The sequence below is a fragment of the Burkholderia sp. BC1 genome, from assembly GCF_052683555.1.
On sequence record NZ_JBQYLP010000003.1, the window covers coordinates 76,220 to 101,186 of the forward strand.

22 protein-coding genes and 1 tRNA gene are annotated in these 24,967 nt (G+C 67.4%); 10 read left to right on the top strand and 13 right to left on the bottom strand.

All coding sequences use genetic code 11. The features are described from left to right. Positions 1-36: 36 nt before the first annotated feature. Positions 37-516, top strand: a complete 480-nt coding sequence (gene moaC / locus ACSHSS_RS02610; protein WP_006406501.1) for a cyclic pyranopterin monophosphate synthase MoaC — start codon at positions 37-39, stop codon at positions 514-516. Positions 517-636: 120 nt separating this feature from the next. Here the strand turns inward: moaC and ACSHSS_RS02615 are convergent, their stop codons facing one another. The 9 genes from ACSHSS_RS02615 to recA all read right to left on the bottom strand — a co-directional run bounded on the left by ACSHSS_RS02615 (position 637) and on the right by recA (position 9,988). Beyond that, entirely contained in the window at positions 637-987 is a 351-nt protein-coding gene (locus ACSHSS_RS02615) for a TonB family protein (protein ID WP_006406502.1), read from the bottom strand. A gap of 593 nt (positions 988-1,580) precedes the next feature. Next, positions 1,581-3,362 carry a PglL family O-oligosaccharyltransferase gene (locus tag ACSHSS_RS02620; RefSeq protein ID WP_217060666.1) on the bottom strand — a complete coding sequence of 594 codons (1,782 nt, stop codon included), beginning with the start codon at positions 3,360-3,362 and terminating at the stop codon, positions 1,581-1,583. A gap of 123 nt (positions 3,363-3,485) precedes the next feature. Further along, positions 3,486-4,085, bottom strand: coding sequence for a pilin (locus ACSHSS_RS02625; protein WP_006406506.1), 600 nt, complete (start codon positions 4,083-4,085; stop codon positions 3,486-3,488). A 101-nt stretch (positions 4,086-4,186) separates the two neighbouring features. Continuing rightward, complete coding sequence (locus tag ACSHSS_RS02630; RefSeq protein WP_006398392.1) at positions 4,187-4,891, bottom strand: TerC family protein; 705 nt, start codon at positions 4,889-4,891, stop codon at positions 4,187-4,189. Between the two features lie 156 nt (positions 4,892-5,047). Next, positions 5,048-5,929: a succinate--CoA ligase subunit alpha gene (gene sucD / locus ACSHSS_RS02635; protein WP_006398391.1), complete on the bottom strand. Its 882-nt coding sequence runs from the start codon at positions 5,927-5,929 to the stop codon at positions 5,048-5,050. A gap of 147 nt (positions 5,930-6,076) precedes the next feature. Then, on the bottom strand, positions 6,077-7,243 hold the full coding sequence (gene sucC / locus ACSHSS_RS02640) for an ADP-forming succinate--CoA ligase subunit beta (protein ID WP_006398389.1): 1,167 nt from the start codon (positions 7,241-7,243) through the stop codon (positions 6,077-6,079). Between the two features lie 68 nt (positions 7,244-7,311). Then, entirely contained in the window at positions 7,312-7,911 is a 600-nt protein-coding gene (locus ACSHSS_RS02645; protein ID WP_035488916.1) for a DUF2889 domain-containing protein, read from the bottom strand. A 146-nt stretch (positions 7,912-8,057) separates the two neighbouring features. Then, the gene (recX, locus tag ACSHSS_RS02650; protein WP_445544541.1) at positions 8,058-8,915 is read right to left on the bottom strand and encodes a recombination regulator RecX; all 858 of its coding nucleotides are present in this window, start codon (positions 8,913-8,915) and stop codon (positions 8,058-8,060) included. Continuing rightward, the gene (recA, locus tag ACSHSS_RS02655; protein WP_006398386.1) at positions 8,915-9,988 is read right to left on the bottom strand and encodes a recombinase RecA; all 1,074 of its coding nucleotides are present in this window, start codon (positions 9,986-9,988) and stop codon (positions 8,915-8,917) included. The genes recX and recA overlap by 1 nt, the downstream gene beginning before the upstream one ends. Positions 9,989-10,176: 188 nt before the next feature. Between recA and ACSHSS_RS02660 the strand changes: the two genes are divergently transcribed. From ACSHSS_RS02660 to ACSHSS_RS02675, 4 genes are all read left to right on the top strand, one after another. Continuing rightward, positions 10,177-10,935, top strand: coding sequence for a response regulator transcription factor (locus tag ACSHSS_RS02660; RefSeq protein WP_006398385.1), 759 nt, complete (start codon positions 10,177-10,179; stop codon positions 10,933-10,935). A gap of 18 nt (positions 10,936-10,953) precedes the next feature. Then, positions 10,954-12,501: a sensor histidine kinase gene (locus ACSHSS_RS02665; protein WP_060040755.1), complete on the top strand. Its 1,548-nt coding sequence runs from the start codon at positions 10,954-10,956 to the stop codon at positions 12,499-12,501. A 226-nt stretch (positions 12,502-12,727) separates the two neighbouring features. Beyond that, positions 12,728-14,386, top strand: a complete 1,659-nt coding sequence (locus ACSHSS_RS02670) for an MFS transporter (RefSeq protein WP_006415081.1) — start codon at positions 12,728-12,730, stop codon at positions 14,384-14,386. Positions 14,387-14,542: 156 nt separating this feature from the next. Next, positions 14,543-14,619 (top strand) — tRNA-Met (locus tag ACSHSS_RS02675). 109 nt (positions 14,620-14,728) lie between these two features. Here the strand turns inward: ACSHSS_RS02675 and ACSHSS_RS02680 are convergent. After that, positions 14,729-15,697 (bottom strand): LysR family transcriptional regulator, encoded by a 969-nt coding sequence (locus ACSHSS_RS02680; protein WP_039219948.1) that lies wholly within the window; start codon positions 15,695-15,697, stop codon positions 14,729-14,731. A gap of 150 nt (positions 15,698-15,847) precedes the next feature. Then, entirely contained in the window at positions 15,848-16,816 is a 969-nt protein-coding gene (locus ACSHSS_RS02685; protein ID WP_006398379.1) for a GlxA family transcriptional regulator, read from the bottom strand. Positions 16,817-16,929: 113 nt separating this feature from the next. Here ACSHSS_RS02685 and ACSHSS_RS02690 point away from each other — a divergent pair, with 113 nt between their 5' ends. The 3 genes from ACSHSS_RS02690 (at position 16,930) to ACSHSS_RS02700 (ending at position 21,555) form a co-directional block, all read left to right on the top strand. After that, the gene (locus ACSHSS_RS02690; protein WP_445544542.1) at positions 16,930-17,613 is read left to right on the top strand and encodes a DJ-1/PfpI family protein; all 684 of its coding nucleotides are present in this window, start codon (positions 16,930-16,932) and stop codon (positions 17,611-17,613) included. 79 nt (positions 17,614-17,692) lie between these two features. Beyond that, entirely contained in the window at positions 17,693-18,004 is a 312-nt protein-coding gene (locus ACSHSS_RS02695; protein ID WP_006398377.1) for a cupin domain-containing protein, read from the top strand. A gap of 443 nt (positions 18,005-18,447) precedes the next feature. Beyond that, entirely contained in the window at positions 18,448-21,555 is a 3,108-nt protein-coding gene (locus ACSHSS_RS02700) for a transglycosylase domain-containing protein (protein ID WP_088925247.1), read from the top strand. Positions 21,556-21,579: 24 nt separating this feature from the next. On the opposite strand, the gene ACSHSS_RS02705 is transcribed toward ACSHSS_RS02700, so the two are convergent. Next, positions 21,580-21,927, bottom strand: a complete 348-nt coding sequence (locus ACSHSS_RS02705; RefSeq protein ID WP_012212770.1) for a GFA family protein — start codon at positions 21,925-21,927, stop codon at positions 21,580-21,582. Positions 21,928-22,235: 308 nt separating this feature from the next. On the opposite strand from ACSHSS_RS02705, the gene ACSHSS_RS02710 reads away from it, so the two are divergent. Together ACSHSS_RS02710 and ACSHSS_RS02715 are read left to right on the top strand one after the other, a co-directional pair. After that, positions 22,236-23,621, top strand: coding sequence for an MFS transporter (locus ACSHSS_RS02710; protein ID WP_039219960.1), 1,386 nt, complete (start codon positions 22,236-22,238; stop codon positions 23,619-23,621). 108 nt (positions 23,622-23,729) lie between these two features. Next, positions 23,730-23,975 carry a DUF1272 domain-containing protein gene (locus ACSHSS_RS02715; RefSeq protein ID WP_060040942.1) on the top strand — a complete coding sequence of 82 codons (246 nt, stop codon included), beginning with the start codon at positions 23,730-23,732 and terminating at the stop codon, positions 23,973-23,975. A 166-nt stretch (positions 23,976-24,141) separates the two neighbouring features. Here the strand turns inward: ACSHSS_RS02715 and ACSHSS_RS02720 are convergent, their stop codons facing one another. Continuing rightward, positions 24,142-24,852 carry a FadR/GntR family transcriptional regulator gene (locus ACSHSS_RS02720; protein WP_105764148.1) on the bottom strand — a complete coding sequence of 237 codons (711 nt, stop codon included), beginning with the start codon at positions 24,850-24,852 and terminating at the stop codon, positions 24,142-24,144. Between the last annotated feature and the right edge of the window lie 115 nt (positions 24,853-24,967).

Below are 24,967 nucleotides of genomic sequence, written 5' to 3' on the forward strand. Positions count from 1 at the left end.
CGTCCGCGCGCGGACGACGATCGACAGGAGCATCACATGTCTGGACTCACCCATTTCGATGCCGCCGGCCACGCGCACATGGTCGACGTCGGCGGCAAGCAGGAAACGCAGCGGATCGCGGTCGCGCGCGGCACGATCCGGATGCTGCCGGCCACCTTCGAGCTGATCCGCGACGGCAAGGCGAAAAAAGGCGACGTGCTCGGCGTCGCGCGTATCGCCGCGATCCAGGGCGCAAAGCGCACCGCGGATCTGATTCCGCTCTGTCACCCGCTCGCGCTGACGCGCGTCGCCGTCGATTTCGAACTCGACGACGCACTGCCGGGCGTGCATTGCATCGCGCAGGTGGAAACGTTCGGCCGCACGGGCGTCGAGATGGAAGCGCTGACGGCCGTGCAGGTCGGGCTGCTGACCGTCTACGACATGTGCAAGGCCGTCGATCGCGGGATGGTGATCGGCGATGTCAGTGTCACCGAGAAGCGCGGCGGGAAGTCGGGCGATTGGAAGGCGCAGGCGTGATCCATCGTTCCATCGCGGCGACGTCGCGCGTTTGACGGGCGCACGCGATAGTCGATTCGCCGCACACGTCGGCGGATCTGCGATTCGAAACGCTTTAGTTCGACAGCGCCCCGCCCCGCGTCACTGGCCGCGTTGCGGCTCGAACACGAACGGCTGCGTCAGCAGGAAGGGGTTCGCGGCGGCGCCGGTCTGCGTGCACGTTGCGCGCGCCATCGCCTCGACGGCCGCCCGGTCGGCCGCGGCGTTGCGGCTGCTCGTCGTCACCGTCACGTTCTGCGCCTCGCCGGACGCCGTCATCAGCGCGCGCACCAGCACGGTCGCCGGGCGTGTGAGCGGCTTCGCAGTATCCGGATAAACCGCACGCGGAATATGGCACGTCAGCTTGCTTTCCTGCGACGACGACAGCATCGCGCAGCCGGAAAACAGCATCGCGACGGCAGGCAGGATCAGGTAGGTCGAGCGAATAGCCATGGTCGAATATCGTTGTTCAGGTCTGTTCCGGACGAACGCCGCGTGACGGCGGCATCGCTCCCCGCACGCGCTCGGCTGCGCCGCGGCCGTCGGACCGGCGCCCCGTGACGGCCGCGCGGCCTCTCGATCGATCGGCCGCGATCCCGCTGCGTACCCTGCCGACGCGACGTCGGGCGCCCTCGAGCCCGAAACGTTGCGTCGACGTGCGCGAGCGCGCATCGGAAGGCTTTCGTGCATTGTGCACGCGCCATCGCGCGCATGGCAGCGATTTGACAATGGTTGACGCGAATCGCGCCCGATCTGGCGCGACTCCGTGCGATCCGGGAAGCAATCGCCGCGCGGCGCGCAATCGCGTGTGCCGCGCTGTCGCACGATCGCCGCTGTATCGCCCGTATCGAGCGGCGCGAATTCCGTTTATCCGGCACCGTGCCGCGTCACTTAGCCCGTGTCGTTGGGGGCGACTCCGTGCGATGCGCAAAGCAATCGCCGCGCGTCTCGGGAATCGCGCCCGCGCCGCGCGGTCGCGCGACCATCGGCGCATCGCCTGAACCGAGCGGCGCGAATTCCGCTTGTCGGCCGCTGCGCCGCGTCCCTTACTCGGTATCGTCCTCGTCGTCCGACTCGTCGTCCGCATCGGACGGCACTTCGCCGTATTTCGCGACGACGGCCGCCTTGAACGCCTTCAACGACGGATGTTCGTCGCACAGCTTGTAGAGCAACGCGAGTTGCGCCGGCCAGTCCTTCAGCTCCTTCGCGAACACCTGCAGCCGCGCGACGGTATCGAGCGCATCGGCTTCCCGCCCGTCGAGCGCCTGCAGCACCGCATAGCGGCGCAGCACCGTCTCGCCCGGCAACAGGGCGATCGCGCGCTCGTGCGCGGCGAGCTTCGCCGGCAGATCGTCCGGCGAGATCGTGAGCAGCGTGGCCGCGCCGTAATCGCCCCACGCGTGGAACAGCAGCGACGGCGCATCGCGATACTGCGCGGCCGGACTGCTGCCGTAATACAGCACCTCGGCGCGCTGATAGTCGCGCAGCACGGGAATCGTCGCGAGCAGCCCGGCGAACGACAGCACCGCGAACAGCGCAAACGCCGCGCGCGCAGGCAGCACGCGCAACGGCGTCACGTCGAGCAGCCCGACCACGAACATCGCGGGCAGCAGGAAGAACATGTATTGCTGCGGATACTCGACGAGCGCGTGCATCAGCAGGATGCCGATCAGCGCGAAGCCGAACACGCGCGAGCTCGACTGCGGCGCGCGCACCGCCCGCACGAACCACATCACGAGCGTGACGGCCAGCACGCCGAGGCCGACGAGGCCGGACTTCGCGAGCAGGTCGATGAAGATGTCGTGCGAGTTGTTCGCGATCTCGACGCCGCCGAGCGCGCGCGCAAGCGCGAACTGGTTCGACGGGAACTCGCCCCAGCCGACGCCGAGCAGCGGATGCTCGCGGAACATCGCGAGCCCGTACTTCCACAGCGCGAGGCGCGGCGCGATCTGCCCGGCGTCGCGCATCCGCTCGGCCGCCGATTCGGCGAGATTCAGCTGATAGTGGACGTTGGCCCAACGCACCGCGACGTTCACCGCAACGAACGCGACCACGAGCACGACGGGCAGCAGCCACGCACGCGCGGCGCCGCGCGTGCGGCGCGATTCGACCCACGCCATCCAGAAGCCCGCGACGACCATTACGGCGACTTGCAGCCACGGACCGCGCGACACCGTCAGCGCAAGCCCGGCCGACAGAACGATCGACAGCGCGAGCCAGGCCCACACCGCGAGCCGGCGCGTCTGCACGAGATACAGCGCACCGGCCATCGCGAACGCGATGTAGGTCGCCAGATGGTTCGCCTGCGCCATGTTGCCGTAAGGGCGTCGGTCGACCGCGATGTTGTACATCACGACGAACGGCGACACCGCCGACTCCAGATGAAACAGCTGCACGACCTGACACGCGACCGCGAACACGCCGCCGATCAGCAGCGCGCCCGCCATCATCCGCGCGACCGCGTCGCCGAGCCCGTCGCGCGCGAGCGCGTAGCCGGCCTGCATCGCAACCAGCGCGGCCGCGAGATAACCGAGCGCGAGCCCGTTCATCGACGGTACCTTCAACGGCAGCAGCACGAGCTGCGCGATCAGCACGAGCGCGAAGCCGATCGGCGCGACGAACGCGGCCGGTGCGGCAAACGGTTCGGCCGCGCGCTGCGTGCGCACCAGCAGCACGACCGACAGGCCGAGCAGCAGATACAGCACGAGCGCGGAAAATTCCGAATAGAAGGTCGGAATCGGATATGTGTGGGTGGTGATCGCGTACGGCACGATCAGCGCGACAGCCAGTGCAATGAGCGGCAACGAACGGGTAAAGGTAGAAGGCATGAGCGAACCGGATGTCAGCAACCGGCGCACTATACAAAACTTTCCCCCCTCTGTGCGGGGCCGTCACGCGGCACGCGATGCACGCGCAGCCGCGCGCTGCGCGTGCCCTGCCCCGCCGCGCCGCTACGCGCGGCATTCGGCCGGCGCATATTTGGCCGGCAACGTCGCGGCCGTACCGGGCAGCGGCCCCGCTCCCGGCGCCGGCAGCGATGACGCATCCTTGCCTGCGGCAAAGCATTCCCATGCGATCGCGCCGGCCTGCATCTCGCCTTTCTTCAACGGCACGCGCGCCGTCGGCGTATCGGGCTTGTCGGGCGCCGACGGCACGAGCACCAGCGTATTGGCGCCCGCCGCGGCGACGCGCGCGGTATACGCCACGGTGATCTGGCCTGTCTCCGCGTCGATGCGGATCGATTCGACGTTGCGCGTCGCGGCCGGCGCACTATAGCCGCCGTCGAGCCCCGTGCCGCTCGCGGCATTGTCGGCAACCGCGAGCCGCGCGGACGACGCGAGCGCAAGCCCCTCGCCCACACGCGAGCGCGCGAGATAGTCCTGGTACGCGGGAATCGCATACGCGGCGACGACGCCGACGATCGCCAGCACGATCATCAGCTCGATCAGCGTGAAACCGGCGCGCCACGCGCGCAGCGGGGCCGGCCGCCGCGCGCGCCGCAGATCGGCGGCCAGACGGCGGAACAGGGAAACGGAAAAGGCTTCGAACATGACGGGCTCCGGAAACGAAAAACGCCTGCCGGTTCGGCAGGCGTTTCGATCGTAGCCAGCGGGCCGCGAGGCCGGCACTCGGCCGGACGGCCAACGTCGCGTCAGTGCGCGCGCGTCACGCTGCGCCGCCTGCGCAGCGCATAGCCCGCAGCGACGACGAGCAACGCACCGGCAATGCTCGCGCCGTAGACCGCGGCCGGCGTGTCGAGCACCGGCCAGCGATCGCCGACCGGATCGTGCACGATCAGCCCGCCGGCAATCCAGCCGAGCAAGCCCGCACCGAACGCGACGACGATCGGGAAACGGTCGAGCAGCTTCAGCACCAGCGTGCTGCCCCAGACGATGATCGGCACGCTGACGACGAGCCCGAAGATCACGAGCGCGATCCGGTGCGACGGGTCGGCCTGCTCGGCCGCGCCGGCGATCGCGATCACGTTGTCGAGGCTCATCACCGCGTCGGCGATCACGATCGTCTTCACGGCGTCCCACAACCGGCTGGCGGGCTTGATGTCGTCGTGCGCGTCGGGCGCCGGCGCCATCAGCTTGATGCCGATCCAGAGCAGCAGCAGCCCGCCGCCGAGCTTGAGGAACGGCACGTCGAGCAGCACGACCGCAAACACGATCAGCGCGACGCGCAGCAGGATCGCACCGGCCGTGCCCCACACGACGCCGCGCAAGCGCTGATTGTCCGGCAGGTTGCGGCATGCGAGCGCGATGACGACGGCGTTGTCGCCGCCGAGCAGGATGTCGATGATGACGATCTGGAGCACCGCGCCCCAGTGCAGCGACGTGAGAAATTCGACCATGGCGATGTGTTTCGCAGGACTTGGCCGTCCACTGGGCGGCCAGAATGGAGACCGGCACGCGCATCGCACGTACCCGGAGATTACAAACGGATTGCGCGAGGATAACAAAAAACGCCGGCTAGGCCGGCGTTTTCTGTACGACGCGCGTCGCGGAAATTACAGCGCTGCCTTCAGCAGGCGGCCCATTTCCGACGGGTTGCGCGTGACCTTGATGCCGCAGGCTTCCATGATTTCCAGCTTCGCTTCGGCCGTATCCGCACCGCCCGAGATCAGCGCGCCGGCGTGGCCCATGCGCTTGCCCGGAGGCGCCGTGACGCCCGCGATGAAGCCGACGACCGGCTTCTTCATGTTGTCCTTGATCCACTGCGCGGCGTTCGCTTCGTCCGGACCGCCGATTTCGCCGATCATCACGACCGCATCCGTATCCGGATCGTCGTTGAACATCTTCATGACGTCGATGTGCTTCAGACCGTTGATCGGGTCGCCGCCGATACCGACTGCCGACGACTGGCCGAGGCCGAGCGCCGTGAGCTGCGCGACGGCTTCATACGTCAGCGTGCCCGAACGCGACACGACGCCGATGCGGCCCTTGCGGTGGATGTGACCCGGCATGATGCCGATCTTCAGCTCGTCCGGCGTGATCGTGCCCGGGCAGTTCGGCCCGAGCAGCAGCGTCTTGCGGCCTTCGCGACGCATGCGGTCCTTCACTTCGATCATGTCGCGCACGGGAATGCCTTCCGTGATGCAGATCGCGAGATCGAGATCGGCTTCGACCGCTTCCCAGATCGCAGCAGCAGCGCCTGCCGGCGGAACGTAGATGACCGACACGGTCGCGCCGGTTTCTTCCTTCGCTTCCTTGACGCTCGCGTAGATCGGAATGCCTTCGAAATCTTCGCCGGCCTTCTTCGGGTTCACGCCCGCGACGAATGCTTCGCGGCCGTTTGCATACTCACGGCAGGCGCGCGTGTGGAACTGACCGGTCTTGCCGGTGATGCCCTGCGTGATGACCTTCGTGTCCTTGTTGATCAGAATCGACATGTATTTTGACCTCTGTTCGATTGGCGTCGCGTGCGAAGCGCGCCGCCATGCGTGTTCATTAGCGCGCCAAGAAAACGCCGGGCCGCCCCAAGTTTTCTTGACCCCCCGCGGGGCCTGGCGCATGGCGCCAGGTCCGGGGGCGCTTCTTTACTTGCCTGCGGCAGCCGCGACCACCTTCTGCGCAGCCTCTTCCATGCTGTCCGCCGAGATGATCGGCAGGCCGGAATCGGCCAGCATCTTCTTGCCCAGGTCCTCGTTCGTGCCCTTCATGCGCACGACGAGCGGCACGTTCAGGTTCACGGCCTTCGAACCGGCGATCACGCCTTCCGCGATCACGTCGCAGCGCATGATGCCGCCGAAGATGTTCACGAGGATGGCCTTCAGGCCCGGGTTCTTCAGCATCAGCTTGAACGCTTCGGTGACCTTCTCGGTCGTCGCGCCACCGCCGACGTCCAGGAAGTTCGCCGGTTCGCCGCCGAACAGCTTGATCGTGTCCATCGTCGCCATCGCGAGGCCTGCGCCGTTCACGAGGCAGCCGATGTTGCCGTCGAGCGAGATGTACGCGAGGTCGAACTTCGACGCTTCGATTTCAGCCGGGTCTTCTTCGTCCAGATCGCGGTACGCGACGATTTCCGGGTGACGGAACAGCGCGTTCGAGTCGAAGTTGAACTTCGCGTCGAGTGCGATGACCTTGCCGTCGCCGGAAACGTTCAGCGGGTTGATTTCAGCCAGCGATGCGTCGGTTTCCCAGAATGCCTTGTACAGGCCTTGCAGGATCGCGCGTGCTTGCGGAATCGAAGCGGCCGGCACGCCGATCTTCGTGGCGAGGTCGTCTGCCTGCGAGTCGAGCAGGCCCGTCGACGGCTCGACGATGACCTTGTGGATCAGTTCCGGGTGCTTTTCGGCGACTTCTTCGATGTCCATGCCGCCTTCGCTCGAACCCATCAGCACGATCTTCTGCGAGATGCGGTCGACGACGAGGCTGACATACAGTTCCTGCTTGATGTCGGCGCCTTCTTCGATCAGCAGGCGGTTCACCTTCTGGCCTTCCGGGCCCGTCTGGTGCGTGACCAGCTGCATGCCGAGGATCTGGTTCGCGTATTCGCGCACCTGCTCGAGCGACTTCGCGACCTTCACGCCGCCGCCCTTGCCGCGGCCACCCGCGTGAATCTGAGCCTTGACGACCCACACCGGGCCACCGAGCTCTTCCGCCACCTTGACGGCCTCGTCCACCGAGAACGCCGGCTTGCCGCGCGGTACCGCGACTCCGAATTTCCGCAGGATTTCCTTACCCTGGTACTCGTGAATCTTCATGCGTGATTCCCTTCAGTCTGAGAGTTGGATGAAAAGTCGCTTAAGACGCTTCTTTGAATGATTTCCGTTCATTCCTTCGTGCCGCCCGACTCCGGCCGGCTCGCGCCGTACCACCGCGGGTAGTACTGCCGCACGACCTCGCCGTCGAACCGCAGCGCACGGCAGCGGCCGAGCTGAAAAGGCGGTTCGTCGTGCGCGTCGTCGTGCTCCGGCCCTTCGCCGCCCGCCTCGCGCACGTTCCATACGTCGCCGGCGAACGCCTGGATCGCCGCCGTCGGCAGCACGGCGCACAGTTCGGTGAGGTGGGAGCAGCCCGCGGTGCCCGACAGGAGCCGGTTCGCGTCGCGACGGAAATTGCGGAAGAGGTTGAGCCCGATCAGGGCCCGGTAGGCAGGAGGAGCGGATTGACAGTGACCCGGATATGGCACCCATTCCGACGACGCTTCGGCGTCGACGACATTGAGGTCACGATCGATGGTCACGCGCAGCCAGAGTTCGTGGATCGGCAGGCCCTGAGGCCGAATGCCCGATGCAAGCGCGACGTCGCGCGGCTTGTGATCGGTCAGGCAGGCTTCGATATCCCACAAGCCGTCGCCGCGCTCGTAGGCGTCCGCTCGGATTGCGCGTCGATGTCGCAACTGACGGGGCACGGGCTCGGATAGCGGCATGCTGGAGGTTGAGGCCGAAGAGGAAAACCCGTGGATTTTAGCATACTGGGTATTTGAGACAGGCCGCCGCAACGGCGGGTATTCCCGTCTGTCGGGGAACGATCGCATTGCAGCAAAATCGCGCGCCACGCGCGCGATCGGCCGCGTCAGTCGTCGATCGGAAAATCGTCGCCGACTTTCAGCAACTTCACGATGGTCGCGCTCGAGAAGCCGCGCGCGGCCAGAAAGCGCGCCTGCTTCGCGCGCTCGGCCGGCGTTTGCGGCAGTGCACCGAATTTCTTGCGCCAGACCGCCTGCGCGCGCGCCCATTCGGTCTCGCGCAGCTGCGTGTTGAGCTCGTCGACGAGCGCGTCGCCGATCGCGTGACGCTTCAGTTCGCTGACGATGCGCGCCACGCCGACACGCGATGCACGACGATGCACGAGACTCTCCGCAAAGCGCGCGTCGGACAGCCAGCCGTCCTTTTCGAGCGCGTCGAGCACGGGCTCGACCGATTCGTCCTCGCCTGCGTACGGCGCGAGCTTGCGGGCGAGTTCGGCACGACTGTATTCGCGCCGCGAGAGATAACCGAGTGCGCGCCCCTTCAGTGAGCGCGGCGGCTTCGACGACTTGCGCTCGCTGCTGTCTCCCGCATCGCCGGATGCGGCGCCGCCCGCGCGGCGCGTGCGGCGCGAATGCTGACTGCTGCGCGTATAGACGTCTTCCGCGGCCGATGCCGAGCCGTCGGCTGCGCGATCACGCGGAAGGCCGAGGCCGGACACGCGCTGGCGGGAACGATCGTGCGCGTCGAACGATTCGTCGTCGTCGAACGGATCCTCCGGCGCGGCGATCTCAAACGAAACGAGGGCATCGTCGGATGCCCTCGTCGCGGTGCGGCTTGCGGCAGCATGACTGCCCGGCAGCCGCCGGCCGGCGCCCGAGGATTCGGCCGGCCGGCCGGCGCGCGCCGCTTCCGGCGTATCGCGCTCGTCCGGCTCGGCAGGCTTGCCTCGGCGCCCGACCATCACTCTTCTTCGTCCATCGCCTCGGCTTCGTCGTGGCCCGCGCCATCCGGCATGGCGGCAACGCCGAGCGATTCACGAATGCGGTTCTCGATCTCGCGCGCGATTTCCGGATTCTCGCGCAGGAATTCACGCGCGTTGTCCTTGCCCTGACCGATCTTCTCGCCGTTGTAGCTGTACCAGGCGCCGGCCTTGTCGACGATCTTCGCCTGCACGCCGAGATCGATGATCTCGCCCTGACGCGAAATGCCCTCGCCGTACAGGATGTCGAAGATCGCTTCGCGGAACGGCGGCGACACCTTGTTCTTGACGACCTTCACGCGCGTTTCGTTGCCGATCACCTCGTCGTTCTTCTTGATCGAGCCGATCCGGCGGATGTCGAGACGCACCGACGAATAGAACTTCAGCGCGTTGCCGCCCGTCGTGGTTTCCGGGTTGCCGAACATCACGCCGATCTTCATGCGGATCTGGTTGATGAAGATCACGAGGCAGTTCGTGCGCTTGATCGTGCCCGTCAGCTTGCGCAGCGCCTGCGACATCAGGCGCGCCTGCAGGCCCGGCAGCGAATCGCCCATCTCGCCTTCGATTTCGGCCTTCGGCACGAGCGCCGCGACCGAGTCGATGACGATCATGTCGATCGAGCCCGAGCGCACCAGCGCGTCGGTGATTTCGAGCGCCTGCTCGCCGGTGTCCGGCTGCGAGATCAGCAGATCCGGCACGTTGACGCCGAGCTTCGCCGCGTACTGGACGTCGAGCGCGTGCTCGGCGTCGATGAACGCTGCGGTGCCGCCCAGCTTCTGCAGCTCGGCGATGACCTGCAGCGTGAGCGTGGTCTTGCCGGACGATTCCGGCCCGTAGATCTCGACCACGCGGCCGCGCGGCAGGCCGCCGACGCCCAGTGCGATGTCGAGCCCGAGCGAGCCCGTGGACACGACCTGGATGTCCTCGGCCGCCTCGCCGTCGCCCATGCGCATGATCGACCCTTTGCCGAACTGCTTCTCGATCTGTGCGAGTGCGGCAGCCAGCGCCTTGCTCTTCTCGGCGGTCATCCCGGAGCCCTTCTTGCTTTCTTCCATGAATCGTCCTTTGCTATGATGAGCAGCGTCTGTAACAGGCGCGCCCGCTTTCAAGCGCTGCCCACGAATGCAGACACTGTATAAAAAAACAGTGTTTTGTGCAAGCCCGCAATCAGGCTGCGTTGTACACGAATATTCGGAGACAGCCGTGCCGGCGCCAACGCGCTGCCGGTCACCGGTCACGCACCATGCGAATTCTCATCGCCGAAGACGACAGCATACTCGCGGACGGCCTCACCCGGTCACTCCGCCAATCGGGCTATGCGGTCGACCACGTGAAGAGCGGCGTCGAGGCCGATACCGCGCTGTCGATGCAGACTTTCGACCTGCTGATCCTCGATCTCGGCCTGCCCAAAATGTCCGGGCTCGACGTGCTGAAGCGCCTGCGCGCGCGCAATTCCAATCTCCCGGTCCTGATCCTGACCGCCGCCGACAGCGTCGACGAGCGCGTGAAAGGGCTCGATCTCGGCGCCGACGACTACATGGCCAAGCCGTTCGCGCTGAACGAGCTCGAGGCGCGCGTGCGCGCGCTGACGCGGCGCGGCGCCGGCGGCGGCCCGACCGTCGTGCGGCACGGCTCGCTCGCGTTCGACCAGGTCGGCCGGATCGCCTATGCGAACGACCGCGTGCTCGATTTGTCCGCGCGCGAACTCGGGCTGCTCGAAGTGCTGCTGCAGCGGATCGGGCGCCTCGTGTCGAAGGAGCAGCTCGTCGACCATCTGTGTGAATGGGGCGAGGAAGTCAGCAACAACGCGATCGAAGTGTACGTGCACCGGCTGCGTAAGAAGATCGAGCCGAGCGGCGTGCGGATCGCGACCGTGCGCGGCCTCGGCTACTGCCTCGAGAAGGTCGTGCCGGCCGCGCCCGCCGACGCGCCCGCGCCGCCGCCCGCGGCGGCCGATCCGGCTTCGGCGAAGCCCGCGACAGCCGGCACGCCGCTGCGCTGACGCCCGGCCGTCGCCGCGATGGCCACGCCGGCCCCTTCCCGCCACCCGACCGGCGAGCCGTCGTCGGCCGCCGACGCGGCGCGCGACGCGCGCTACGCGAATCCGTTCGCCCCGCCCGACGAAACCGACACGCCCGAAGCCGCGCGTCCGCGCTCGCTGTTCGGCGAAATCCTCGACTGGATGCTCGCGCCGCTGCTGCTGCTGTGGCCGATGAGCATCGCGGTCACCTATCTCGTCGCGAAGACGATCGCGAACGGGCCGTTCGATCGCGCGCTCGAAACCAACGCGTACGTGCTCGCGCGGCAGATTCATCCGGTCAACGGCGTCGCCGAGCTGACGCTGCCGCAGCAGACGCGCGACTTCCTGCGCGCGGACAACATCGACAGCGTGTATTTCCAGGTGCTCGGCACGCGCGGCGAGCTGGTCGCCGGCGAAGCCGACATGCCGCTGCCGCGCGACGAGGATCGCCCGCCGCCGGGCGTCGTCGTGTTCCGCGACGATCTGCTGCGCGGCAACGACGTGCGGGTCGCCTATACGACCGTCGCGCTGCCCGACGCGAGCGGCACGCAGCCCGTGCTCGTGCAGGTCGGCGAAACGCTCGACAAGCGCAACGCGCTCGCGAACGACATCATCAAGGGCGTGATCCTGCCGCAGTTCGTGATCCTGCCGCTCGCGATCCTGCTCGTGTGGTTCGGGCTGTCGCGCGGGCTCGCGCCGCTCAATGCGCTGCAGGCGCATATCCGCGCGCGGCGTCCCGACGATCTGTCGCCCGTCGAAGCGCAGCGCGCGCCGCCCGAGATCGAGCCGCTCGTCACGTCGTTCAACGACCTGCTCGCGCGGCTCGAGCAGAGCATGGCGCTGCAGAAGCGCTTCATCGCGGATGCCGCGCATCAGATGAAAACGCCGCTCGCCGGCCTGCGCACGCAGGCCGAATTCGCGCTGCGTCACGCGGTGCCGCCCGACGTGCAGCGCTCGCTCGAGCAGATCGCGACGAGTTCCGAGCAGGCCGCGCGGCTCGTCACGCAGTTGCTCGCGCTCGCGCGCGCGGAGAACCGGGCGAGCGGGCTGATGTTCGAGCCCGTCGAGATCGCGGCGCTCGCTCGGCGTGCCGTGCGCGACTGGGTGCAGGCCGCGCTCGCGAAACGGATGGATCTCGGCTACGAAGGCCCGCCCGACGACGCGCCGATCGACGTCGACGGCAATCCCGTGATGCTGCGCGAAATGCTCGGCAACCTGATCGACAACGCGATCCGCTACACGCCCGAAGGCGGTCGCATCACCGTGCGCGTGCACGCCGACCGCACCGCGCGGCTCGCGCATCTCGAAGTCGAGGACACGGGGCCCGGCATTCCGGCCGCCGAGCGCGGCCGCGTCGTCGAGCGCTTCTACCGGATCCTCGGCCGCGAAGGCGACGGCAGCGGGCTCGGGCTCGCGATCGTGCGCGAGATCGCCACGCAGCACGGCGGCACGCTGACGATCGACGACCACGTATACCAGACGGCGCCGCGCCTTGCCGGCACGCTCGTGCGCGTCAGCCTGCCGCTGTCGGTCGCGGCCCCGGATTAACCCTGAGGCGCGGCCGGACGCGCCGCCGCCGCGGCGTCGGAATCGGCGCTTTACCGTCCGTTCGCGACACGATCGGCACGCAAAGCGCGCGATTCGGCGCGGGTTAACGTGCAGTCGCTTTGCGCGCGCCAGTCAGTGCGCCGTAAGTTTCCGTGCCAATAATCGTCGACAGGCCCGCCCATCCAAGGCGGCCGCACATCTATATCAAGAGACTTGGAGACGATTCATGGCAACGTTAGGCGGGCAAATTGCACACTCGCCGATGACGGCCGAAGAGAAGAAGGTGATCTTCGCGTCGTCGCTCGGTACGGTGTTCGAGTGGTACGACTTCTACCTGGCCGGGTCGCTCGCGGCCTACATCAGCAAGAGCTTCTTCTCCGGCGTCAATCCGACCGCGGCCTTCATCTTCACGCTGCTCGGCTTCGCGGCCGGCTTCGCGGTGCGCCCGTTCGGCGCACTCGTGTTCGGCCGGCTCGGCGACCTCGTCGGCCGCAAGCACACGTTCCTCGTGACGATCGTGATCATGGGCGTCTCGACGTTCGTGGTCGGCTTCCTGCCCGGTTACGCGTCGATCGGCATCGCCGCGCCGGTAATCTTCATCGCGATGCGGCTGCTGCAGGGCCTCGCGCTCGGCGGCGAGTACGGCGGCGCGGCGACCTACGTCGCCGAGCATGCGCCGGCGAATCGTCGCGGCTTCTACACCGCGTGGATCCAGACGACCGCGACGCTCGGCCTGTTCCTGTCGCTGCTCGTGATCCTCGGCGTGCGCACGTTCATCGGTGAAGAGGCGTTCGGTGCATGGGGCTGGCGCGTGCCGTTCGTCGCGTCGATCCTGCTGCTCGCGGTGTCGGTCTGGATCCGGATGCAGCTGAACGAATCGCCGGTGTTCCTGCGCATCAAGTCGGAAGGCAAGACGTCGAAGGCGCCGCTGACCGAAGCGTTCGGCCAGTGGAAGAACCTGAAGATCGTGATCCTCGCGCTCGTCGGCCTGACGGCCGGCCAGGCCGTCGTGTGGTACACGGGCCAGTTCTACGCGCTGTTCTTCCTGACGCAGACGCTGAAGGTCGACGGGGCGAGCGCGAACATCCTGATCGCGATCGCGCTGCTGATCGGCACGCCGTTCTTCCTGTTCTTCGGTTCGCTGTCGGACAAGATCGGCCGCAAGCCGATCATCCTCGCGGGCTGCCTGATTGCCGCGCTTACCTACTTCCCGCTGTTCAAGGCGCTCACTCACTACGCGAACCCGCAGCTCGAGATCGCGACGCAGAAGGCGCCGATCTCGGTCGTCGCCGATCCGGCAACGTGCTCGTTCCAGTTCAACCCGGTCGGCACGTCGAAGTTCACGAACTCGTGCGACATCGCGAAGAGTGCGCTCGCGAAGGCCGGTCTGAACTACGAGAACGTCGCGGCACCGGCCGGCACGACCGCGCAGATCAAGGTGGGCGACACGGTGATCCCGGCCTATGACGGCAAGGCAGCCGATGCGAAGGCGCAGGGTGCGGCGTTCGACAAGACGCTCGCATCGACGCTGAAGGCGGCCGGCTATCCGGCGAAGGCCGATCCGGCTCAGCTGAACTGGCCGATGACGATCGTGATCCTGACGATCCTCGTGATCTACGTGACGATGGTCTACGGGCCGATCGCGGCGATGCTGGTCGAGATGTTCCCGACGCGGATCCGCTACACGTCGATGTCGCTGCCCTATCACATCGGCAACGGCTGGTTCGGCGGGTTCCTGCCGGCGACCGCCTTCGCGATCGTCGCGGCGAAGGGCGACATCTATTCGGGGCTGTGGTATCCGATCGTGATCGCGCTGGTCACGTTCGTGATCGGGCTGCTGTTCGTCAAGGAGACGAAGGACTCGAACATCTACGCGCAGGATTGACGGTCAGGCACGGGGACGGCGCCGTGCCGGCAGATCGGCCGGCGCCTCATTTGCCCGCCTGCGCACCCGTGGTGCGGCTGCTCGGCGACTTTTTTCGAGCCTGGATGAAAAAAGGTGTTGACAGCGAGGCGGGCGATCTACATAATTCAAGTCTTCGGCGAATTAGCTCAGTCGGTTAGAGCGACGGAATCATAATCCGCAGGTCCGGGGTTCGAGTCCCTGATTCGCCACCAAATGCGAAAAGCCGCTGTTCCGAAAGGTTCAGCGGCTTTTTTCATTGCATCGCGCGCCCAGCGCGCCGCCGCGCCCTCCCTGCCCGAGAACACACCCGCACCGTTCAACTCAAGCCACCACCGACCCTACCGCCTCACCCTCGACCTTCCCCCGCACATTCCGCCGCCAGTTCTCGCCGCCTTCAAGCGCCGGCGTCGACTCGAACACCTCCGCGATCCAGTCCGCGAACACGCGCACCTTCGCCGACAGATGCCGGTTGTGCGGATACATGATCGAAATCGGCTTCGGCTTCGGATTGCAGTCCGGCAGCACCTCGACCAGCGACCCGTCGAGCAGATTCGACACCACCATGAACAGCGTCGGCTGGATCATCCCGAACCCTTCCAGCCCGCAGTTCACATACGCATCCGAATCGTTGACCGTGACGCTCGCATTCATCCGCACCTCGACCGGCTTGCCGTCGATCAGGAACACCCACGGCACCGCGCGCCCGCCCTGCGTCGCACGGAAGTTCACGGCGTAGTGCCCGGCGAGATCGGCGATCTCGCGCGGCTCGCCGTGACGGGCCAGATAGTCGGGCGCCGCACACGTCACGCGTCTGAGCATCCCGATCCGGCGCGCGACCATCGACGAATCCTCGAGCGGCCCCACGCGAATCATGCAGTCGATCCCCTCTTCGACCGGATCGACCGGCCGATCGGACAGCCCCAGATCGAGCGTGATGTCCGGATAGCGCTGCCGGAACAGCGACAGCGACGGAATCACGAGCCGCCGTCCGAGCGAACTCGGCATGTGAACGCGCAGCACGCCGGTCGGCTTGCCCTTCTGGAAACTCGCGTCCGCTTCCGCGATTTCCGACAGAATCTTCACGCAATGCTCGTAGTACGCGGCGCCTTCCGGCGTCAGCGACAGCCGCCGCGTCGTCCGGTGCATCAGGCGCACGCCGAGCAGCGCCTCGAGATTCTGGATGATCGTCGTGACCGACGCGCGCGGCATCGCGAGCGTCTCCGCGGCCCGCGTGAAGCTGTTCGCGTCGACCACGCGCGTGAAAACTTCCATTGCCTGGATCCGGTCCATGCTGCTCCCCTTCGAATCGCCAACGGGACAGGATAGAGCCGCCGGACGGCGCGGCACAAGCCCCGCTCCATTGTTCTCGTCTCCTGAATAGTCGCGCCGCTTTCGCCCATCGCGCCGCGGATTTCCGTCGGCTCGATGCCGCGCGTCGGCTCAGCGCACGAACCGCTCGCGATATTCCTGCGGCGACACGCCGAGCACGCGCACGAAACTGCGCCTGAGCGTCTCCTCGGAGCCGAATCCGCAACGCGCGGCGATCCGCTTGACCGGCCAGCCGGTCTCGCCGAGCAGCCGCTGCGCCGCCTCGACGCGAATCTGCTCGACCGCGCGCGCCGGCGTGCGGCCGGTGCTCGCGCGATAGTGGCGCACGAAGCTGCGCTCGCTCATTCGCGCGCGCTCGGCAAGCGCCGGCACCGACAGATCGGCGCCCAGATGTTCGGCGATCCACGCATGCAGTTCGCCGAACCGGTCGTCGGTACGCTGCATCGACAACATCGCGCTGAATTGCGCCTGGCCGCCCGGGCGCTTCAGGAACACGACGAGCTCGCGCGCGACGTCGAGCGCCACCGCGCGGCCGAGATCCTCTTCGACGAGCGCCAGCGCGAGATCGATGCCGGCCGTCACGCCGGCCGACGTCCACAGCGCGCCTTCGCGGATAAAGATCGGATCGGCTTCGACGCGAACGTTCGGATAGCGCGCCGCAAGCTCGTCGCAGCGCGTCCAGTGCGTGACGGCGCGACGCCCGTCGAGCAGCCCCGCTTCGGCGAGCAGGAATGCGCCGGTGCAGACCGATGCGACGCGTCGCGCGCGATCCGCCTGCCGACGCACCCAACGCACGAGCCGCGCGTCCCGCGACGCCGCATGCACGCCCTTGCCGCCCGCGACGATCAGCGTATCGATGCCGCGCGCGGCCGAGCGCAGCGAGTCGGCGACCACCGCGACGCCCGACGACGTCTCGACCGGCCCCGCGTCGGCGGCGACGATGCGCGGCGCATAGGGCGCCGGCCGTCCGCGCTCGAGCGCGAGTTCGTTGACGGATGCGAACACCTGCAACGGCCCCGATACGTCGAGCAATTGCGCGCGCGGAAACGCGAGGATCAGGATCGGACGCGGCGACGACATGGCGATTGGCGGAAAACGTGGGCGATATGGCAATTTCGCCAAACACTACGCGCCTAGAATCGGTCTGTCCATCCCGCGCCGCGGCGCGGCCCTTCTCTTCACGGAGTCCCGGCATGACCCTGCATATCGGTTTTCTCGTCTTTCCCGGCGTCCAGCAACTCGATCTCACCGGCCCGCACGACGTGCTCGCGTCGCTGCCCGACGCCGCCGTGCATCTCGTGTGGAAATCGCGCGAACCGGTCGCGTCGAGCAGCGGACTCGCGCTGACGCCGACGCACACGTTCGCGGACTGTCCGCCGCTCGACGTGATCTGCATTCCGGGCGGCAGCGGCATCAACGCGCTGCTGCTCGATGCGGAAACGATCGCGTTCGTGCAGCAGCGCGCAGCGGATGCGCGTTACGTGACGTCGGTGTGCACGGGTGCACTGCTGCTCGGTGTCGCGGGCCTGCTGCGCGAACGCCGTGCGACCACGCATTGGCGCTTTCATACGCTGCTCGAGCGGCTCGGCGCGGTGCCCGTGCGCGAGCGCGTCGTGCGCGACGGCAACCTGATCACCGGCGGCGGCGTCACGGCCGGTATCGACTTCGCGCTGACGATCGCCGCGGAACTCGTCGGCGACGAGGAAGCGCAGGCGATCCAGCTGGAGCTCGAATACGCGCCCGCGCCACCGTTCGACGCCGGCTCGCCGGACACCGCACCGGCATCGGTCGTCGCGCGCGTGAACGCGCGCACGGCCGCCGGGTTCGACAATCGCGCGCAAACGATCGATCGTGCGCTCGCGGCCATGGCGCGCTGAGCGCACGCCGCACCCGACACAACGCGGCGCGCGGCCGTCCCGGCCGCCGCCGCACATCGCGTTGACGGACATCAGGACCATGCAGATCATCCGCAGCAAAGCATTCACGGCAGACCGCGCGTGGGGCGCGCTCGACATCGCGAATCTGGACGGAATCACCGTCCGCCTGCACTGGACGGACCAGCCATATCGATGGCACGTGAACGACGGAGAAGAAGTGTTCGCCGTGCTCGACGGCCGCGTCGAGATGCGTTATCGCGAAGCGGGCGTCGAACGCACGGCGATACTCGAGGCAGGCGACGTATTCCACGCGTCGGCCGGCACCGAGCACGTCGCGCATCCGCTCGGCGAAGCGCGCATTCTCGTCATTGAAAAGGAAGGCAGCGTCTGAGCGCGGATTACATATTCGCGCAGCGATCGATGAAGGGCACGCACGCGTCGCCCGAATACGACGAACGCAGCCGCGCGTTCGACTAGGAAGCCGTTGCGCTGCGCCCCGCGCGGCCCGTCCACCGGGCGCGCGCGGATGCAATCGGTATCTGCCCGCCGATCTCGCACGACGCGTCGCACGCGTGCGATCCGTGCGCGCCGCGCGCTCGCTGCGGCGCCTTTCAAAAAGCCTGCCGCGCACGCCGACAAGCGCCGGAGATCCGGCACGAATTCCCGTCCAATCGCCGTACATCGCGCGCCGCCGCGCAGCCCGATGCAGCCGCGGGAATGCGCGTTGCGTCGGCGCATCTCCGTAGATGACCGCTCTTGGCAGACCGCCTTTGCGGACTACACTAATCGATAATGGGTGGCGGCCGGAGCCCGCGCCCTCAGGGAGATGCCGCCATGAATCGGCCGCTGAATCGCATCCTGCCGCGCGTGACCGGAGCCGCATCGGTCTGGACGTGGGTCAAGTGGTCCCTGTTGGCCGCGTTGCTGATCGCGGTCGCCATCATTGCACGCGTCGTGCAGACGGAAATCGAAACGTCGCGATTGCAGGCGCATTACCTGTCCGAACTGACGCGCGACATCGGCTACACGGTCGAGGCCGGCGCGAGCGATCACATCCGCTTTCCCGCGAACGGCCCGTACGACCGGCGTCTCGGCTATGCGCTGATTCCCGAGTTCCAGCAACGACTGCTCGCACGCGGCTTCGTCGTCGGCAAGCAGGCACACGACTCCGCGCGCATGATGTCGCTCGCCGAGCACGGGCTGTTTCTCCCGTACGCCGAGAAGGATCAGACGGGCCTGATGCTGTTCGATTCGACCGGCTCGCCGCTGTTCGCGTCGGTGTCGCCGCAGCGCGTCTACGCGGATTTCGATACGGTGCCGCGCGTCGTCGTCGATTCGCTGCTGTTCATCGAAGACCGCTACCTGCTCGACGCAAACGAGCCGAACCGCAACCCGGCGATCGACTGGGGACGCTTCAGCCGCGCGCTCGCCGATCAGGCGCTGCACGTGGTCAACCATCATCAGGCGCGCCCCGGCGGCAGCACGCTCGCGACGCAGATCGAGAAGTTCCGCCATTCGCCGGACGGCCGCACCTCGACGCCGCCGGAGAAGCTGCGGCAGATCGCGTCCGCGTCGATCCGCGCGTATCTGAACGGCCCGCAGACGATGCTCGCGCGCCGCACGATCGTCGTGCGCTATCTGAATTCGGTGCCGCTCGCCGCGCGGCCGCACATCGGCGAAATCACCGGCATCGGCGACGGGCTCGCCGCATGGTACGGCCGCGACTTCAACGACGTGAACCGCATCCTGGCCGCGCCGACGACCGGCGACAACATCGACGAACAAGGCGAGACGTTCCGCCAGGTGCTGTCGCTGATCATCGCGCAGCGCGCGCCGTCGTATTTCCTGAATCGCGGCTATCCGGCGCTGCAGCGGCTGACCGACAGTTACCTGCGGCTGCTCGCGAACGGCGGCGTGATCTCGCCGGCGCTGCGCGATGCGGCGCTCGCCGCGCACATCGAGCTCAGTGCGCCGCCGGCTGCCGCGCGCGTGCAGTCCTTCGTGTCGCGCAAGGCGATCACGTCGGCGCGCGCATCGCTGCTCGCGGCGCTCGGGATCAGCGATCTCTATCAGCTCGACCAGCTCGACCTCGAAGCGACGAGCACGCTCGACAACGGCGTGCAGCGCGCGGTCGCCGAACGGCTCGCGCAGGCGTCCACGCGCGACGGCGCACAGGCGGCCGGCCTGTACGGCTTCGAGATGCTCGCGCCGAAGGACGACCCGTCGCACCTCACGTACAGCTTCACGCTGTACGAACATCGCAACGGCGCCAACCTGCTGCGCGTGCAGACCGACAGCGTCAACCAGCCGTTCGACGTGAATCGCGGCGGCCGCATCAACCTCGGCTCGACCGCGAAACTGCGCACGCTGATCACCTATCTGCAGATCGTGGCCGACCTGCATGCGCGCTACGGGCATCTGTCGAATGCCGAGCTCGCGCGCGTGAAGCCCGATCCGATCGACGGACTCTCGCGCTGGGCGCTCGACTACTTGTCGCATACGCGCGACCGCTCGCTGCAGGCGATGCTCGACGCGGCGGTCGAGCGCAAGTATTCGGCGAGCCCCGACGTGTTCTATACGGGCGGCGGCGCCCAGGTCTTCTCGAACTTCGAGAAGTCCGACAACGGCCGCATCATGACGCTGCATACGGCGTTCGAGCATTCGGTGAACCTTGTGTTCGTGCGGCTGATGCGCGACATCGTCCACTATGAAATGGTGCAGACGGCCGGCCCGTCGTCGTCGTGGCTCGGCGATCCGGAACAGCGCAAGCAGTATCTGCAGCAGTTCGTCGACGGCGAAAGCAAGGTGTACGTGAAGCGCTACTACACGCGCTATGCCGGCAAATCGCCCGACGACGCGCTCGCGCTGATGCTGCAGGACGTCCGCAAGTCGCCGCCGAAGATCGCGACCGTGCTGCGCAGCGTCGCGCCGAACGAATCGCTCGCGTGGTTCGAGGCGCAAATGCGCAAGCAGCTGAAGGGCACGCCGGCGGCGTCGCTGTCCGACGACGATCTCGCGGCGCTGTACGCGAAGTACGCGATCGACCGCTTCAACCTGAACGACCGCGGCTATATCGCGAGCGTGCATCCGCTCGCACTGTGGACGCTGAACTATCTGCGCGCGCATCCGGATGCACCGCTCGACGACGTGCTGCGCGACAGCCGCGATGCGCGCTTCTATACGTACTCGTGGCTGTACAAGACGCGCTATCACGCCACGCAGGACCGCCGCATCCGCCGCATGGTCGAGCTGCGCGCCTACGGCGCGATCACGAAGGCCTGGCGTGCGCTCGGCTATCCGTTTGCCGAAGTCACGCCGTCGTACGCGGCGGCGATCGGCGCGTCGGGCGATCAGCCCGACGCACTCGCGAAACTGATCGGCCTGATCGCGAACGGCGGCGACAAGGCGCCGACCGAAACGATCACGCGCCTGGACTTCGCGAAGGGCACGCCGTACGAAACGCGCTTCGTGCGCGCGCCGGCGCAGCCGCAGCCGATGCTGTCGCCGGAAATCGTCAACGTCGCACGCACGCTGCTGCGCGACGTCGTGCTGAACGGCACCGCGCGGCGTCTCGCGGGCGGGCTCACGTTGCCCGACGGCAAGACGCTGCCGGTGTACGGCAAGACCGGCACGGGCGACCAGCGCTTCAACGTCTATGCGCGCGGGGCGCGGCTGATCGAATCGCGCAAGGTAAATCGCAGCGGCACGTTCGTGTTCGTGATCGGCGACCGGTTCTTCGGCGTGCTGACCGCGACCGCACACGAACCGTATGCGGCACGCTACGACTTCACGAGTGCGATGGCCGTGCAGTTGCTGAAGTCGATGGCGCCCGCGCTCGCGCCGCTGATCGAGCGCCCGGCCAACGCCGGCGTGCGTACCGCAGGGCCGGCGCCGCAGGCCGAACTGCCCGCGCAGAACGGACGCGCGACGCAGCCGTCGTGAGCGTCGCGGCGGACGCCGCGCCGCTCAGTGCGAGCGGCCGTCGAAATGCGTGACCGGCAGTGCGTCGAGGTCGACGTCGTCGAGGCAGCGCACGTTGATCGCGGCCATCGCGGTGCCGTTCGGATGGACGCCCTCGCCGAACGGATGAATGCCGCAGCGCTTGCAGAAGCGATGACGGATCACGTGCTTGTTGAACGTATAGGTGCCGAGGTGTTCGTCGGGCGTGACGAGTGTCATCCGGTCACGCGGCACGAACCACATCAGCGCGCCCTTGCGCCGACAGATCGAGCAGTTGCAGGCCATCACGCCCTGCAGGTCGCCCTCGACGTCGAACTTCACGTCGCCGCAGTGACAGCTTCCGTGATACAGCATGGTCGTCTCCGGTGGGTTCGGCACACAACGGCGGTGCCGTCATAGGTCGCGCGCCATGATGCGCATGGCCGGCACGCATCGTCAATCGGCCGATCGGGGCGTCGGCGAAGCGGTCCATCCGCGCAACCTGCCTGCCCGGACAAACCCTCGAAGCGTCCGATCATCGGACGCACACGCGCGATGATCGAACGCGCACCCGCCGCTCGCGCTTGTCGCGCCGACCTCGCCGCCTCTAACCTTTCAAGTTGTAATGAACGCGATCGATGCGTCGATTCGCGCAGAGAAACCCAACGAAACCGGAGATAGCCATGACCGCACGCGCGGCCCGCGAACCCCAACCCGGACACCAGCCGAAGAAGGCCGCCGCGAGCGGCTGGATCGGCTCGGCGCTCGAGTACTACGACTTCTTCATCTACGCGACGGCGGCAGCGCTGATCTTCCCGCAGATCTTCTTTCCGAAAGGCGATCCGACCACCGCGATCGTCGCGTCGCTCGCGACCTACGGCGTCGGCTATGTCGCGCGGCCGATCGGCGCATTCGTGCTCGGCCACCTCGGCGACACGCACGGGCGCAAGACGGTGCTGCTCTCGTGCATGTTCCTGATGGGCTTCGCGACGATCGGCGTCGGCCTGCTGCCGACCTACGACCAGATCGGCCTGCTGGCGCCGGTCCTGCTCGTGATCCTGCGGCTGATTCAGGGCTTTGCCGTAGCCGGCGAAATCTCCGGCGCAAGCTCGATGATCCTCGAACACGCGCCGTTCGGCCGGCGCGGCTTCTTTTCGAGTTTCACGCTGCAGGGCGTGCAGGCCGGCCAGGTGCTGGCGGCGGCCGTGTTCCTGCCGCTCGCGCACTACATGCCGGCCGAGCAGTTCAACAGCTGGGGCTGGCGCATTCCGTTCCTGCTGAGCGTCGTGGTGATCTTCGCGGGCTGGGTGATCCGCCGCAACGTGACGGAGACGCCCGCCTTCACCGGCGAGGAAGCACGGCAGACGCGCGCGCGCTCGCCCGTCGTCGAGGCATTCAGGTTCCACTGGGCCGACATGCTGCGTGTGGTCTGCATGTCGCTGATGAACGTGATTCCCGTCGTCGCGACGATCTTCGGCGCGGCCTACGCCGTGCAGCCGGCCTACGGCATCGGATTCGCGAAGGATGTCTACCTCTGGATTCCCGTCGCGGGCAACATCGTCGCGGTGCTGGTGATTCCGTACGTCGGCAGTTTGTCCGACCGGATCGGGCGCAAGCCGCCGATCGTGTTCGGCGCGCTGCTCTCGGGGCTGCTCGCCTTCGCTTATCTCTATGCGATCAGCATCCAGAGCGTCCCGCTCGCTTTCGCGATGTCGCTGCTGATGTGGGGCGTGGTCTACCAGGGCTACAACGCGGTGTTCCCGAGCTTCTACCCCGAGCTGTTTCCGACGCGCACGCGCGTCTCGGCGATGGCGATCGCGCAGAACGTCGGCACGGCGATCACCGCGATGCTGCCCGCGCTGTTTACGGCCGTCGCGCCGCCCGGTGCGACGCACATCTGGCTGACCGTCGGCGCGATCGCGTTCGGCATCACCGTGATCGCCGCGCTGGCCGCGCTCAGCGCCCGCGAAACCTATCGCATCGCGATGAGCGAGCTGGGCCGCGCCGATGCACGACCGGTCGACAAGACCGAGTACGACCGCCGCCGCGCACAGGCGCCAGTGGCGTGAGCGCGCCCTTGGCCGACCATTGGCCGCGCCGCGCCACACGCGTACAGTAGCGTGCAGCTGCGCCGCCCGGCGGCGCAGGCCCCGACCTCCCCGACCAAGGAAACCGCGATGCTCGAACTGCGCCCCGGCTGTGAATGCTGCGACAAGGATCTACCGCCCGATTCGGCGGACGCGCGCATCTGTACGTTCGAATGCACGTTTTGCGCGACCTGCGCCGACACCGTCCTGCAAGGCCGCTGCCCGAACTGCGGCGGCGAATTGGTCGCGCGCCCGAGGCGGCCCGCCGCCCTGCTCGAGAAATATCCGGCGTCGACGCAGCGCGTGCTCAAACCGGGCGGCTGCGCGAACGCGTAGCGAACCGTGCGAAGGGCGAGTGCTCGTTGCCGGGCGCCGTTAGCGGCGCGCTTCTAGCCGGGCGCGCCTAGCCGGGCGCCCTTTCCGGGCACCGATCTCCGAGCGCCCTTAGCCGAGCGCCCCTCGCCGAGCACCGCTCGCCGGCGCCCCTAGCGGGGCGCCCCCATCACGACTGCTCGATGCGCGCGCGCGTCACCGCGAGCAGCGCCGCCATGGCGCGACGCGCGCCGTCCGCGTCGCCCGCGCGAATCGCATCGCCGACCGCCGCGTGCTCGGCCAACGACGCGTTGTACACGTGCGCGCGCCTTGCATTCAGATGCAACTGCGCCTCGAGCGTGCGATCGATCAGCGCGCCGAGCGGCACCAGCAACTCGTTGCCGCCCGCCTCGAGCACGCCGAGATGAAACCGCAGGTCCGCGCGCACCCATTCGTCGACGTTGCGCGCGGCGGCCATCGCACCCAACGCCTCGTCGATCGCCGCGATCGCATCCGCGGCCCGCACGCGTGCGGCCATCGCCGCGGCGTGCGGCTCGATCATTTCGCGCATCTCCTGCAGCTTCAGCGCGAACGACAGCGCCGGCGCGACGCGCGCATACCAGTCGAGCAGATCGGCATCGAGCAGATTCCACGCGCGACGCGGGCGCACGCGCGTGCCGACCTTCGGACGCGATTCGACGAGCCCCTTCGACGTCAGCGTGCGCAACGCTTCGCGCAACACCGTGCGGCTCACGCCGAACATCGCCATCAGGTCGGGCTCGCGCGGCAGCAGCGAATCGGGCGGATAGTCGCCGCGCAGGATCGCCGTCGCGAGCCGGAAGGCCGTTTGTCCATGCAAATCGCGTTGAATGATCGTTCTCCGTCGGGCGCCGTTGCCCACTATGTGCACAATAGTGCTATTAATACTATTTTTTAACGCGCTACGCTAGGATAACGCGAAAGCACGCGGCCGGCGTGGCGCCCATCGGGCACGCCGGTCAACCCTGGAGACTCGC

Excerpts from the sequence above, each read along its gene's own strand:
- recA (WP_006398386.1), bottom strand. The coding sequence starts at position 9,988 with ATGGAAGAAAGCAAGAAGGGCTCCGGGATGACCGCCGAGAAGAGCAAG.
- ACSHSS_RS02620 (WP_217060666.1), bottom strand. The coding sequence starts at position 3,362 with ATGCCTTCTACCTTTACCCGTTCGTTGCCGCTCATTGCACTGGCTGTC.
- ACSHSS_RS02665 (WP_060040755.1), top strand. The coding sequence starts at position 10,954 with ATGGCCACGCCGGCCCCTTCCCGCCACCCGACCGGCGAGCCGTCGTCG.
- ACSHSS_RS02695 (WP_006398377.1), top strand. The coding sequence starts at position 17,693 with ATGCAGATCATCCGCAGCAAAGCATTCACGGCAGACCGCGCGTGGGGC.
- sucC (WP_006398389.1), bottom strand. The coding sequence starts at position 7,243 with ATGAAGATTCACGAGTACCAGGGTAAGGAAATCCTGCGGAAATTCGGA.
- ACSHSS_RS02630 (WP_006398392.1), bottom strand. The coding sequence starts at position 4,891 with ATGGTCGAATTTCTCACGTCGCTGCACTGGGGCGCGGTGCTCCAGATC.
- ACSHSS_RS02615 (WP_006406502.1), bottom strand. The coding sequence starts at position 987 with ATGGCTATTCGCTCGACCTACCTGATCCTGCCTGCCGTCGCGATGCTG.
- ACSHSS_RS02715 (WP_060040942.1), top strand. The coding sequence starts at position 23,730 with ATGCTCGAACTGCGCCCCGGCTGTGAATGCTGCGACAAGGATCTACCG.
- ACSHSS_RS02625 (WP_006406506.1), bottom strand. The coding sequence starts at position 4,085 with ATGTTCGAAGCCTTTTCCGTTTCCCTGTTCCGCCGTCTGGCCGCCGAT.
- recX (WP_445544541.1), bottom strand. The coding sequence starts at position 8,915 with ATGGTCGGGCGCCGAGGCAAGCCTGCCGAGCCGGACGAGCGCGATACG.
- ACSHSS_RS02645 (WP_035488916.1), bottom strand. The coding sequence starts at position 7,911 with ATGCCGCTATCCGAGCCCGTGCCCCGTCAGTTGCGACATCGACGCGCA.
- moaC (WP_006406501.1), top strand. The coding sequence starts at position 37 with ATGTCTGGACTCACCCATTTCGATGCCGCCGGCCACGCGCACATGGTC.
- ACSHSS_RS02690 (WP_445544542.1), top strand. The coding sequence starts at position 16,930 with ATGACCCTGCATATCGGTTTTCTCGTCTTTCCCGGCGTCCAGCAACTC.
- ACSHSS_RS02710 (WP_039219960.1), top strand. The coding sequence starts at position 22,236 with ATGACCGCACGCGCGGCCCGCGAACCCCAACCCGGACACCAGCCGAAG.
- sucD (WP_006398391.1), bottom strand. The coding sequence starts at position 5,929 with ATGTCGATTCTGATCAACAAGGACACGAAGGTCATCACGCAGGGCATC.
- ACSHSS_RS02705 (WP_012212770.1), bottom strand. The coding sequence starts at position 21,927 with ATGCTGTATCACGGAAGCTGTCACTGCGGCGACGTGAAGTTCGACGTC.
- ACSHSS_RS02660 (WP_006398385.1), top strand. The coding sequence starts at position 10,177 with ATGCGAATTCTCATCGCCGAAGACGACAGCATACTCGCGGACGGCCTC.
- ACSHSS_RS02700 (WP_088925247.1), top strand. The coding sequence starts at position 18,448 with ATGAATCGGCCGCTGAATCGCATCCTGCCGCGCGTGACCGGAGCCGCA.
- ACSHSS_RS02685 (WP_006398379.1), bottom strand. The coding sequence starts at position 16,816 with ATGTCGTCGCCGCGTCCGATCCTGATCCTCGCGTTTCCGCGCGCGCAA.
- ACSHSS_RS02680 (WP_039219948.1), bottom strand. The coding sequence starts at position 15,697 with ATGGACCGGATCCAGGCAATGGAAGTTTTCACGCGCGTGGTCGACGCG.
- ACSHSS_RS02670 (WP_006415081.1), top strand. The coding sequence starts at position 12,728 with ATGGCAACGTTAGGCGGGCAAATTGCACACTCGCCGATGACGGCCGAA.